The 11,841-nt window shown below is 66.6% G+C and carries 13 protein-coding genes and 1 riboswitch; of the genes, 2 read left to right on the top strand and 11 right to left on the bottom strand.

Going from position 1 to position 11,841, the window contains the following annotated elements; translation table 11 throughout:
• Nucleotides 1–24 precede the first annotated feature (24 nt).
• The 11 genes from BLQ70_RS04155 to coxB form a co-directional block, all read right to left on the bottom strand.
• Nucleotides 25–624, bottom strand: a complete 600-nt coding sequence (locus BLQ70_RS04155; RefSeq protein ID WP_091855897.1) for a GNAT family N-acetyltransferase — start codon at nt 622–624, stop codon at nt 25–27.
• Between the two features lie 6 nt (nt 625–630).
• Nucleotides 631–1,890, bottom strand: a complete 1,260-nt coding sequence (locus BLQ70_RS04150; RefSeq protein ID WP_244511918.1) for a M16 family metallopeptidase — start codon at nt 1,888–1,890, stop codon at nt 631–633.
• 77 nt (nt 1,891–1,967) lie between these two features.
• Entirely contained in the window at nt 1,968–3,383 is a 1,416-nt protein-coding gene (gene thrC / locus BLQ70_RS04145; RefSeq protein ID WP_091855895.1) for a threonine synthase, read from the bottom strand.
• A 71-nt stretch (nt 3,384–3,454) separates the two neighbouring features.
• The gene (locus BLQ70_RS04140; protein ID WP_091855894.1) at nt 3,455–4,219 is read right to left on the bottom strand and encodes an SURF1 family protein; all 765 of its coding nucleotides are present in this window, start codon (nt 4,217–4,219) and stop codon (nt 3,455–3,457) included.
• On the bottom strand, nt 4,216–4,590 hold the full coding sequence (locus tag BLQ70_RS04135) for a DUF983 domain-containing protein (RefSeq protein ID WP_061965606.1): 375 nt from the start codon (nt 4,588–4,590) through the stop codon (nt 4,216–4,218). The genes BLQ70_RS04140 and BLQ70_RS04135 overlap by 4 nt, the downstream gene beginning before the upstream one ends.
• 144 nt (nt 4,591–4,734) lie before the next feature.
• A complete protein-coding gene (locus BLQ70_RS04130; RefSeq protein ID WP_061964870.1) occupies nt 4,735–5,598 on the bottom strand; it encodes a cytochrome c oxidase subunit 3 in 864 nt (287 codons plus the stop codon).
• Nucleotides 5,599–5,651: 53 nt separating this feature from the next.
• The gene (locus BLQ70_RS04125) at nt 5,652–6,263 is read right to left on the bottom strand and encodes a cytochrome c oxidase assembly protein (RefSeq protein WP_061964868.1); all 612 of its coding nucleotides are present in this window, start codon (nt 6,261–6,263) and stop codon (nt 5,652–5,654) included.
• A complete protein-coding gene (locus tag BLQ70_RS25545) occupies nt 6,263–6,436 on the bottom strand; it encodes a hypothetical protein (RefSeq protein WP_170843302.1) in 174 nt (57 codons plus the stop codon). Before BLQ70_RS25545 ends, BLQ70_RS04125 begins: the two co-directional genes overlap by 1 nt.
• On the bottom strand, nt 6,433–7,377 hold the full coding sequence (locus tag BLQ70_RS04120) for a heme o synthase (protein WP_061964866.1): 945 nt from the start codon (nt 7,375–7,377) through the stop codon (nt 6,433–6,435). Before BLQ70_RS04120 ends, BLQ70_RS25545 begins: the two co-directional genes overlap by 4 nt.
• 144 nt (nt 7,378–7,521) lie before the next feature.
• Nucleotides 7,522–9,144, bottom strand: a complete 1,623-nt coding sequence (ctaD, locus tag BLQ70_RS04115; RefSeq protein WP_091855893.1) for a cytochrome c oxidase subunit I — start codon at nt 9,142–9,144, stop codon at nt 7,522–7,524.
• 19 nt (nt 9,145–9,163) lie between these two features.
• The gene (gene coxB, locus BLQ70_RS04110) at nt 9,164–10,042 is read right to left on the bottom strand and encodes a cytochrome c oxidase subunit II (RefSeq protein ID WP_091855892.1); all 879 of its coding nucleotides are present in this window, start codon (nt 10,040–10,042) and stop codon (nt 9,164–9,166) included.
• A gap of 359 nt (nt 10,043–10,401) precedes the next feature.
• Between coxB and BLQ70_RS04105 the strand changes: the two genes are divergently transcribed.
• Nucleotides 10,402–10,911 carry an invasion associated locus B family protein gene (locus tag BLQ70_RS04105; protein ID WP_082617072.1) on the top strand — a complete coding sequence of 170 codons (510 nt, stop codon included), beginning with the start codon at nt 10,402–10,404 and terminating at the stop codon, nt 10,909–10,911.
• Nucleotides 10,908–11,519: a hypothetical protein gene (locus BLQ70_RS04100; RefSeq protein WP_091855891.1), complete on the top strand. Its 612-nt coding sequence runs from the start codon at nt 10,908–10,910 to the stop codon at nt 11,517–11,519. Before BLQ70_RS04105 ends, BLQ70_RS04100 begins: the two co-directional genes overlap by 4 nt.
• Before the next feature lie 74 nt (nt 11,520–11,593).
• Nucleotides 11,594–11,687, top strand: a riboswitch (glycine riboswitch).
• Nucleotides 11,688–11,841: the final 154 nt, after the last annotated feature.

Below are 11,841 nucleotides of genomic sequence, written 5' to 3'. Positions count from 1 at the left end.
CTGGCCTGTGGTCAACCGTCGCGGTCACGGTCTGCTTCCGGGCGGCACGTCGCTGGCCAGCACGCCGTAAAGCAGGTGATCGGCCCAGTTTCCGTTGATCTTGAGATAGGCGCGCGCCAGCCCTTCATGCCGGAAACCGACCCGTTCGAGCAGGCGCCGCGACGGCTCGTTGTTCGGCAGGCAGGCCGCCTCGACCCGGTGCAGGGCGAGATCGGAGAAGGCGAAGCGCACGGCGCCGCGCACGGCCTCCGTCATATGGCCCTTGCCGGCATGGCGCCGCCCCATCCAGTAGCCGAGCGTGCAGGCCTGCGCGACGCCCCGGCGGACCAACCCGAGGGTCAGCCCGCCGAGCAGGGTCTCCGTATGCGTCTCGAAGATGAAGAGCGAATAGGCCTCGTCGGTCGAGATTTCGCGGGCTGCCCGCTTGGCGCGTAGCCGGAAGGAGGTGCGGGTGAGGTCGTCCTCGTTCCAGGTCGGTTCCCACGGCGCCAGGAATTCCCGGCTTTCCATGCGCAGCGCGCTCCAGGCCGCATGGTCGCCGGCTTGCGGTGCGCGCAGATAGAGATTCGGCGTCCGGATCAGCGGGCGGCTCGGCGGCTCGCTCGGGAAACGGAAGAGCGCCATTGCGGTTCAGTCCGCAGCCCGGGCCGCGTGGCGCAGGCGCTTGGCCGGCGGCAGTCCCTGAGTCGGGCCGACCGCCGCGATCGTCGGCTGGTGGCCCAACAGCGAGCGGCCGGCGGCGCGCACATCCTCGAGCGTCACGGCATCGAGCCGGGCCGCGAGCTCCTCGCGCGGGATCGCCCGGCCGAAGAGCAGAACCTGCCGCGCCATCTGCTCGAGCTTGCCGCCGGGGCTCTCGAGCGAAGCCAGCAGCCCGACCTTCATCTGGGCGCGGGCACGCGCGACTTCGGCCTCGCTGACGTCTTCCGCCGCCTGACGAAGGCAGCCGAGGGCGACCTCGATCAGTTCGCCCGCATCCTCCGGAGCGGTCCCGGCGCCGATGCCGAAGACGCCGCAATCGGAGAAGGGCCAGTGGAAAGCGTCGATCGCATAGGCGAGGCCGCGCTGCTCGCGCACCTCCTGGAACAGGCGCGACGACAAGCCACCGCCGAGCACCGAGGCGAAGATCTGGAGCGGGTAATGCGTGCCGCCGGTAAAGGGCAGGCCGGGCAGGCCGAGCACGAGATGGACCTGTTCCTCGTCGCTGCCGATGCGCGCTTCGCCGCCGCGGTACTCGCCGGCTTCGCGCGTGAGAGGCGCGGCCGGCGGTGCCGGAAGATTCGACAGATGCTGGCTGGCGAGCGCGACGAGCTCGTCATGATCGACGGCGCCCGACGCGGCGAGCACCATGTTGCCGGCATGATAGTTGCGCGCGAGATAGGCGCGGATCGCGCCGGGCGTGAAGCCCTTGACCGTCTTGGCGGTGCCGAGGATCGGCCGGCCGATCGGCTGGTCCGGGAAGGCGGCCTGCAGGAAGCGATCGTAGACGAGATCGTCGGGCGTATCCTGGACGGCCGAGATCTCCTGCAGGATCACGCCCTTCTCGCGCTTCAATTCCTCCTCGGTCAGCGATGGCGAGGTGATGATGTCGGCGAGAATATCGACGGCCAGGCCCAGGTCGGAGCCGAGCACGCGAGCGGTGTAGCAGGTATATTCGACCGAGGTCGCGGCATTGAGATCGCCGCCGACGCTCTCGATCTCCTCGGCGATCGCGAGCGCGCTGCGGCGCGCCGTGCCCTTGAACGCCATGTGCTCGAGCAGATGGGCAAGCCCATGCTCATCAGGCATTTCATCGCGCGAGCCCGCACCGATCCAGATGCCCAGCGAGACGGTCGCGGCATGGTCCATACGCTGTGAGACGACGCGCAGGCCGGAGGGCAGGGCAGTCAGCGCGACATCGGGATCGTGAGGTCCTTCCGGTCGCGCGGGGGCGGCGAGTTCGGTGGTCTCGTTAGGAACAGCCGCGCTCACGCTGCCGCTCCGCGCACGGCCCGCGCATGCTCGCGCACGAAGGCCTCGATCGTGCCGAGATCGTTGGGCAGCAGCGTCATCCGTTCCTTGCGCTCCATCAGGTCGGCAAGATGGGCCGGAAGCGCCGGCTCGATGCCGCTCGCCGCCTTCACCGCCGCCGGGAACTTGGCGGGATGGGCCGTGCCGAGCACGATCATCGGTGTCGCCGAATCGCGCTTCAGCGCCTGCCGCGCAGCGGCGACACCGATCGCAGTATGCGGATCGAGCAGGTAGCCGGCCTCGCTCCAGCTCTTCTTGATCTCGCCCGCGATCTCATCCTCGCTCTGCGAGGCCGCGTCGAACTCGCTGCGGATGCGCTGGAGCGCCTCGCCGGCGATCTCGAAGCGGCCGGATTGCTGCAGCGATTGCATCAGCCGGCGCACGGCAGCGCCGTCGCGGCCATGCGCCTCGAACAGCAGCCGCTCGAAATTCGAGGAGATCTGGATGTCCATCGAGGGCGAGGTGGTCGCATGGACGCCGCGCATCTCGTAGGCGCCGGTTTCGAGCGTGCGCACCAGGATGTCGTTGCTGTTGGTCGCGATGCCCAGCCGCTCGATCGGCAGGCCCATCTGCTTGGCGACCCAGCCGGCGAGGATATCGCCGAAATTGCCGGTCGGGACGGTGAAGGAGACCTTCCGGTCCGGCCCGCCCAGCGAGACGGCCGCCGTGAAGTAATAGACCACCTGCGCTGCGATGCGCGCCCAGTTGATCGAATTGACGCCGGACAGGCCGATCTCGTCGCGGAAGGCGTGATGGTTGAACATCGCCTTCACGAGATTCTGGCAGTCGTCGAAGGTGCCCTCGACAGCGATGGCATGGACGTTCGGGGCATCGACGGTGGTCATCTGCCGGCGCTGCACGTCCGAGACGCGGCCTTCCGGATAGAGGATGAAGACGTCGACGCTCTTCAGCCCCTTGAAGGCGTCGATGGCGGCGCCGCCGGTATCGCCCGAGGTCGCGCCGACGATGGTGGCGCGCTGGCCGCGCTGGCCGAGCACATGGTCCATCAGGCGCCCGAGCAACTGCATCGCCACGTCCTTGAAGGCGAGCGTCGGGCCGTGGAACAGCTCCAGCACGAAGAGATTGTCGCCGATCTGGGTCAGCGGGCAGACGGCCGGATGGCGGAAGCCGGCATAGGCCTCGCGGATCATGCCCGAAAGCGCCCCGCTCTCGATGTCGCCATCGCTCAGCGCGCCGAGCACGCGCTCGGCGACGCTCGTATAGGGCTTGCCGGCGAAGCCGGCGATCTCCGCGGCGGAGAGGGTCGGCCAGCTCTGTGGCAGATAAAGCCCGCCGTCACGGGCGAGCCCGGTCAGCAATGCGTCGGAAAAGCTGAGCGCCGGGGCTTCGCCCCGGGTGGAAACATGCAGCACGGTCTTGGCCTCGATGATCTCAGCCTGATGCTATAGGCCGGTCCGGCGCATTCGGCAAAAGGGTTGCGCGCTCAGCTTGCCGCCGCGCCCTTGCGGGCCTGCCAGACGAAGGCAGCGAACACCCCGAGCAGCGTCAGCGCCAGCCCGAACCAGGTCAGCGCATATTGCAGGTGGTTGTCCGGAATGCGGCCGATCAGCTCGCGTACATCGACGCCGGCCGGCGGCGTCATGCCGTCGCCCTCGCGCGCCGCTTCCAGGTAGAACGGCGCCGGCGGCTGGCCGAGGGAGGCTGCGATCGCGGCGGGGTCGCGCGTGTAGAATTCGCGGATCGCCGGCAGGTCCTGCGGGGTGAAGCTGTTGCGCGCCTCCGGAGCCCGCAGGAAACCATTGATCGTATCGGGCCCGCTGGCCGGGCCGATCTGGCCGAGCCGGCCCTCCGGCACGAAGCCGCGATTGACCAGGATGACGCCGCCATCCTCCAGCTTGAACGCCTGGAAGATCCAGCGCCCGAAGCCGGAGAGCTGCCGGCTGCCGGGCGGGCCGGCGGCGATGGTGGTGCGTACGCCGGCGATCCCGTCGATATAGCTGCCCCTGGCGACGACATGGGTCAGGTCGAGCGCAGCAGGATCGAGCTTCGCCCAGTCGGCGCTCGGAGGCATGGGGGCGGGGGCTCCGGCTGCCTGCTGCTGGAGGCGGTCGATATAGGCGTGCTTCTCATCCATCCGCTCGAGCTGCCAGGCGCCGAGCGCGCACAGGACGACGGTGCCGACGATGGTCAGCAGCGTCAGCAGGAACAGCCGGGGCTTGCGCGGGGCGGGTGTCGACGTGGCGGTCACGGCTCTCGCCTGCCTTCCTCGGCCTTGTGAGCATATTGCAGGGCGACGGCGAGCCCCTTCATGGGCCGGAGCAGGCCGAGGCACAGGATGATGGCCAGCGGCAGCCACATCATCAGGTGCAGCCAGATCGGCGGCTCATAGGCGATCTCGACATAGAGCGCCGCGCCGAGCACGACGAAGCCGGCGATCAGCATGATGAATACGGCCGGGCCATCGGCCGAATCGGCGAACTTGTAGTCGAGCCCACAGGCATTGCAGCTTGGCTTGAGCTTGAGGAAGCCGTCGAACAGCGCGCCCTCGCCGCAGCGCGGGCAGCGCCCCGCCAGGCCCGTCGCATAGGGAGAGGGGAGGGTGGGTTCAGAATTGGCCATCGCAGCCTCCCAGAGCATCGGCCTGAAACGTGAAACGCGGTTTTCGGGAAAGCCGATGCACAATCACAGGACAGAAACAGGAAAGGCGGCCTCGCGGCCGCCTCTCGTCAGACGTTGACCGCGAGAGCGCGGTGGAGCGCAAGGTCAGTGCGCGGCGGCAGCGTGCGCGCCGGCGCCCCAGACGTAGATCGCGGCGAACAGGAACAGCCAGACCACGTCGACGAAGTGCCAGTACCAGGCGGCGAACTCGAAGCCGAGATGCTGCTCCGGCTTGAAGTGGCCGAGATAGGCCCGGTACAGACAGATCGCCAGGAAGATCGTGCCGATGAAGACGTGGAAGCCGTGGAAGCCGGTCGCCATGAAGAAGGTGGCGCCGTAGATATTGCCGCTGAAGGCGAAGGTGGCGTGCGAATACTCGTAGAGCTGGCAGATCGTGAACAGGATACCCAGGATCACGGTGAGCCACAGCCCCTGCTTCAGGCCTGAGCGGTCATTGTTGATCAGCGCGTAATGCGCCCAGGTCACCGTCGTGCCCGAGGTCAGCAGGATCAGCGTGTTGAGCAGCGGCAGGTGCCAGGGGTCGAAGGTCTCGATGCCCTTGGGCGGCCAGTGCCCGCCGGTGAAGTCGTAGCGGAGATAGTTGATCTCCTCGCCGACGAAGAGGCTCGCGTCGAAATAGGCCCAGAACCAGGCGACGAAGAACATCACCTCGGAGGCGATGAACATGATCATGCCATAGCGGTGATGGATCTGGACGACGCGGGTGTGGTGGCCTTCCTTTTCGGCCTCGCGCACCACGTCCATCCACCAGGCGAGCATGGTGTAGAGCACGCCGAGCAGACCGGCGCCGAAGACGAGCGGGCCGATATGCATGCCGCCGACCGGCAGCGCCTTCATCCACATCACCGCGCCGATCGCCATGATCGTCGCGCTGGCGGCGCCGACGAGCGGCCACGGGCTCGGATCGACGAGGTGGTAGTCGTGGTGCTTCGTATGGGCCCCGGCCATCGTATTCAGTCTCCGCGTACGGCTTTTTGTCCGCGCTTCTGCTCTAGCGCGTTCTACAGTTTCGGATTGCCCGCGTCACCCTTGACGGAGCCGGCCTTGTCCTCCGCGACGGGCTGGCCCGACTTGGAGGCAAAATAGGTATAGGACAGCGTGATGGCGTGGACCCCGTCGAGCTCGCGATTATCAGCGATTTCGGGGTCGATATAGAACACCACCGGCGCCTCGAAGCTCTCACCGGGCTTCAGCGTATGCTCGGTGAAGCAGAAGCACTGGATCTTGACGAAATAGGCCGCGCCCTTTTCGGGAGCGATATTGTAGGTCGCGATGCCGGTGACCGTGCGGTCCGAGCGATTCGTCATCTTGTAGAACACGGTCTGGGTCGCGCCGACCTGGACCTTGATCTCCGGGCTCTCGGCCTCGAATTTCCAGCCCAGCCCCGGCGCGACATTGGCGTCGAAGCGCACTGACATGGTCCGGTCGAGGATCCTGCCGGCGCCGGCCGTTCCGGTCATCGGCGTGCCGCCGAAGCCGGTGACCTTGCAGAACAGGTCGTAGAGCGGCACCGCGGCGAAGGACGCGCCGAGCATGCCGAAGGCGATGCCGGTGCAGATCAGTGCGGTGCGCGCCGGATTGCCCTTGCGCGGCTGGAGAACGGGATCGGTCATCACAGCGGCCGGTTCAGGACGGCGGGGCCGATTTTCACCAGCGTCACCGCGAAGAAGAAGATCACGAGTCCGCCGAGCACCAGCGCCAGCGCGATGGAGCGGCGGCGGCGGCGCGCCATGTCCTCGGGCGAGAACGCGGCGGGAGCGGAGTGCTGAGGACGCTGGTCGCTCATCCCAGCACCTTCGGCAGGGCCCACATCAGGCCGAAGCCGTTTTCGACGATCAGCACGGCGAACAGCAGGAACAGATAGAGGATCGAGAAGCCGAACAGCGACCAGCAGGCCTTGGTCGCGGCCGGGCCTTCGCTCCGCAGCCAGACCTGGATCGACAATGCGATCATGACGAGCCCGGTCGAAACCGAGACGGCGAGATAAAGCAGTCCGCCGAAGCCCATCAGCGCGGGCAGGACGGCAACCGGCGCCATGATCAGCGAATAGAGCACGATCTGCCGGCGGGTCGCGGCCGGGCCGGCGACGTTGGGCATCATCGGAATGCCGGCGCGCGCGTAGTCGCCGGACTTCACCAGCGCCAGCGCCCAGAAATGCGGTGGCGTCCACAGGAAGATGATCGCGAACAGGACGAGCGAGTGCCAGCCGAAATTGCCGGTCACGACGGCTTCGCCGATCATCGGCGGGAAGGCGCCGGCAGCACCGCCGATCACGATGTTCTGCGGCGTCCAGCGCTTCAGCCACATCGAGTAGACGACGGCGTAGAAGAAGATGGTGAAGGCGAGCATCGCTGCGGCGAGCGCATTGGTGACGAGGCCGAGCACCAGAACCGAGCCGACCGACAGCGTCAGCCCGAAGGCCAGCGCCTCGGAGGGCAGGACGCGGCCCGAGGGGATCGGCCGCTTGGCGGTGCGGCTCATCAGCGCGTCGATATCGGCGTCGTACCACATGTTGAGGCAGCCCGACGCGCCGGCGCCGACCGCGATCGCCAGCAAGGCAGCGAGGCCGAGCACGGGATGCACCGAGCCCGGCGCGGTGGCCATGCCGGTCAGCGCGGTCACGATGACCAGTGACATCACGCGCGGCTTCAGCAGCGCGAAAAAGTCACGCGCTTCGCCGGTGGAGGCTGTCAGGCTCTCGGTGCGGGTTTCGAACGCAGCAGACATCAGTCGAATCGTCTTCGTACTCTTGTGAACGGCGCCCGTGGGCGCTGGGTCTATGCGGCGGTGGTTGCCGCCCGTCTCCGGAACGCCGCGGGGGGCGCTCGGGGGAAGGGCGGCGGCGGGCCGGAAAGCCCGCCGCCTTGGATATCAGTGGTCCGAGCCGGTGATACGCGGCAGCGTCTCGAACTGGTGGAACGGCGGCGGCGAGGGCAGCGTCCATTCCAGCGTCGTCGCGCCTTCGCCCCAGGGATTGTCACCGGCAAGCTGCTTCTTCGCGAAGGCGACGATGATGCCGTAGAAGAACACCAGCAGGCCGAACGCGAAGATGTAGGAGCCGATCGACGACACAAAATGCCAGTGCGCGAAGGCGTCCGGATAGTCCACATAATGACGCGGCATGCCGGCGAGCCCGAGGAAGTGCTGCGGGAAGAACAGCACGTTGGCGCCGACGAAGGCGATCCAGAAGTGCAGGCGGCCGATCCAGTCGGGGATCACATAGCCGCTCATCTTCGGGAACCAGTAGTAGAAGCCCGCGAAGATGCCGAACACGGCGCCGAGCGACAGCACGTAGTGGAAATGCGCGACGACGTAGTAGGTCGCATGCAGCGAGCGGTCGACGCCGGCATTGGCCAGCACGACGCCGGTGACGCCACCGACGGTGAACAGGAAGATGAAGCCCATCGCCCAGAGCATCGGCGCGGTGAAGCGGATCGAGCCGCCCCACATCGTCGCGATCCAGGAGAAGATCTTGATGCCTGTCGGCACCGCGATCACCATCGTCGCGAACACGAAATAGCGCTGCGTGTTGAGCGACAGACCGGCCGTGTACATGTGGTGAGCCCACACGATGAAGCCGACGACGCCGATCGCGACCATGGCGTAGGCCATGCCGAGATAGCCGAAGATCGGCTTCTTCGAGAAGGTCGAGACGATGTGGCTGACGATGCCGAAGGCCGGCAGGATCATGATGTACACTTCGGGGTGACCGAAGAACCAGAACAGATGCTGGTACAGGATCGGGTCGCCGCCGCCGGCCGGGTCGAAGAAGGTCGTGCCGAAATTGCGGTCCGTCAGCAGCATGGTGATGGCGCCCGCCAGGACCGGCAGCGACAGCAGCAGCAGGAAGGCCGTGACCAGCACGCCCCAGGCGAACAGCGGCATGCGGTGCATGGTCATGCCGGGCGCGCGCATGTTCAGGATCGTGGTGATGAAGTTGATTGCGCCGAGGATCGACGAGGCGCCGGCCAGGTGGAGCGAGAGAATGCCGAAATCGACCGACGGACCGGGGTGGCCGGTCGTGGAGAACGGCGGATAGACCGTCCAGCCCGTGCCGACACCATGCGCGCCCGGCGCGCCCTCCATGAACATCGAGATGATCATCAGGATGAAGGCGGCGACCAGCAGCCAGAACGAAACGTTGTTCATCCGCGGGAAGGCCATGTCCGGTGCGCCGATCATCAGCGGCACGAACCAGTTGCCGAAGCCGCCGATGACGGCGGGCATGACCATGAAGAAGATCATGATCAGGCCGTGGCCGGTGACGAAGACGTTGTAGCTCTGGCCGTTGGCGAAGATCTGCAGGCCGGGCTGCTGCAGCTCGATGCGCATCATGATCGAGAGGAACCCGCCAACGAGCCCCGCCATGATCGAGAAGATCAGGTAGAGCGTGCCGATGTCCTTGTGGTTGGTCGACAGGAGCCACCGGCGCCATCCGGTCGGATGGTCGTGATGGGCCTCGTCATGGCCGTGAGCGTGAGCCGCTGTTGCCATCGTTCTTCTCCTCGGCGACTTACTTGGACGCGGCAGCGAACTTGCTGCCCGCGTCTTCGGCATTTGCGAATTTCTGCTTCGCTTCCGCGAGCCAGGCGGCATAGCGCTCCTGGCTGACGACGCGGAACGCGATCGGCATATAGGCGTGGTTCTGGCCGCAGATGAACGAGCACTGGCCGTAATAGATGCCTTCGCGCTCGGCCTTGAACCAGGTTTCGTTCAGGCGGCCGGGAATGGCGTCGATCTTGATGCCGAAGGACGGAACCGTGAACTTGTGGATGACGTCGGCGCCGGTGACCTGGACGCGGACGGTCTTGCCGATCGGCACGATCGCTTCGTTGTCGACGGCGAGCAGGCGCGGGGCCTCGGCGGCGGCGATCTTGTTGCTGGCGATCGCCTCGGCGCGGGCCTTCTCGTCCAGCATCAGCGAATCGAAGCCGAAATTGCCGCCGTCCTGCACGTATTCATAGGACCAGTACCACTGCTTGCCGGTGACCTTCAGGGTCATGTCGGCCTTCGGGATTTCGAGCTGGAGCTTGAGGAGGCGGAAGGAGGGAATCGCGATGACGACGAGGATGAGGACCGGAATCACGGTCCAGCACACTTCGAGCAGGGCGTTGTGCGTCGTCTTGGACGGGACCGGGTTCGCCTTCTCGTTGAACCGGAAAACGACATAGATCATCAGCGCCAGCACGAAGAGCGTGACGATGGTGATGATGATGTTCAGCCAGTCATGGAACCAGTGGATGAATTCGGCGACGGGCGTGACCGCGCCCTGCAGGTTCATCTGCCAGTCGGTGGGCATGCCGGTGCCGGCAAGCGCCGGGACGCTCGCCAGCGCGGCGGCGGCAAGGGCCGTGACGGCCGCTGTTGCAAAGGTCCTGCTCAGAAAACGCATCGATCCCACATGCTCCTCAATCGACCTGCATGGGAGCCGACCGGCTTCGGTCCCTGTTGCGGCTCCATGCATGAAGGGGCGACCGCGAAGTCGCCTCATTCTTCGAGATTGCGATAAATCAAAGATCACGCTTGCGCCAGAGGGACAATGAAGACTGCCCCCAACGGCCGTGCGGCATAATCGCACGAGGCCTTGACCTTGGCTGCGAACCGCCATCGCGCCTTGACAGGACCGGACCTCCATGGTCCCAACGCGGTTTATGGTGAGAGACGGCAGGATTCTTTGGCGCGGTCGGCGTTTTGCCTGAATTCTGCGCTTCAGCTGCGGTTTCTGAGTCCGGTTTGGAAGGGATGGCAGGGATGATGAGGATCATCGGGGCGGCAGGCGCGCTGGCGCTGGCGCTCATGGGGACGAGCCTCGCCGCCGGCTCCGCTTTCGCGCAGGGCGCAGTGCGTTCGACACATGGCGACTGGCAGATGCGCTGCGAGGTGCCGCCGGGCGCCAAGGCCGAGCAATGCGCGCTCGTCCAGAACGTCGCGGCCGAGGACCGGCCGAATCTCACGCTCCTCGTCATCGTGCTGAAGACGGCGGATCAGAAAAGCCGGCTCCTGCGCGTCGTCGCGCCGCTCGGCGTGCTCCTGCCCTCGGGGCTTGGCCTCAAGATCGACGACAAGGATATCGGCCGCGCCGGCTTTGTGCGCTGCCTGACCACCGGTTGCGTGGCGGAGGTCGTCATGGACGATACCCTGCTCGGCCAGCTCAAGGGCGGCAAGAGCGCGACTTTCATCGTATTCCAGACGCCGGAGGAGGGGGTGGGTGTGCCCATTTCCCTCAATGGCTTCGGCCCGGGTGTGGAGGCGCTGCCGTGATCGATCAAACTCTTCGCCAGGGCCGCTGGCTCGCCCTGCCGCTGCTCTGCCTCGGCCTGGCCGGCTGCGGTTCGTCGTCGTCGGGGCAGCCGGGCGCGATGCAGACGTTCGGCAACATCGTCATGTTCCAGTCCGCGACGCGGCCGGCCCCGGACCCGCTGCCGACGGACGACAATCAGGACCAGCAACTGGTCTGCCCGGAGGTCATCGTCTCCGAAGGTGGGGCCGCGATCCGCGCCCAGTCCGGACAGGATTCGAGCGGCCTGCGCTACCAGGTCTCGATCACCAACGTCGCGCGCGAATGCAATGCGACCGGCAACGGCACCTTCCGGCTCAAGGTCGGCGTCGAGGGACGCGTGCTGCTCGGCCCGGCCGGCAGCCCGGGCAGCTACGGCGCCACGCTGACCACCACCGTGATGCGCGGGACCACCGTCCTCGGCAAGCGCAGCGCGCGTGTCGGCGGCACGGTCCCGTCCGGCCAGGGCGGCGTCGATTTCACCCATGTCGAGGAAGGCATCATGGTGCCGGCCGGCCAGGGCGACGTCGATATCTTCGTCAGCCTTGGCGGTGGCGGGCCTGCTGCGCCGTCGCGCAAGCGCCGCCGGTAAAGCCGGTTTTGCCGTGAAAGACGACGGCGCGCCGATTGACTAAGACGGCGCGTCTTGTATCTGTGCCGAAGCCGCATATCCCCGCGGGAGAGACCGGACCCGTCAGGGCCCGGCGCCGAAGGCGCAACCGCCCCGGAAACGCTCAGGCAAAAGGGCCGCTGGGGATTTGGCGCTCTGGAAAGCGGCGGACAGCGATGTCCGCCCACCGAAGGGTGTAACTCGTCCGGCTTTGCGGCCGGCGGGGAAATCTCTCAGGTCCCAAGACAGAGGGGGCGCGTCCCGGACACTATCGTCCGGGGCTTGCGCTCGATTCTGGAAGGGG

Source organism: Allobosea robiniae (genome assembly GCF_900102525.1).
GTDB lineage: Bacteria > Pseudomonadota > Alphaproteobacteria > Rhizobiales > Beijerinckiaceae > Allobosea > Allobosea robiniae.
Note: the sequence above shows the minus strand (reverse complement) of the source record. Positions and strands in the feature narration are given on the sequence as shown.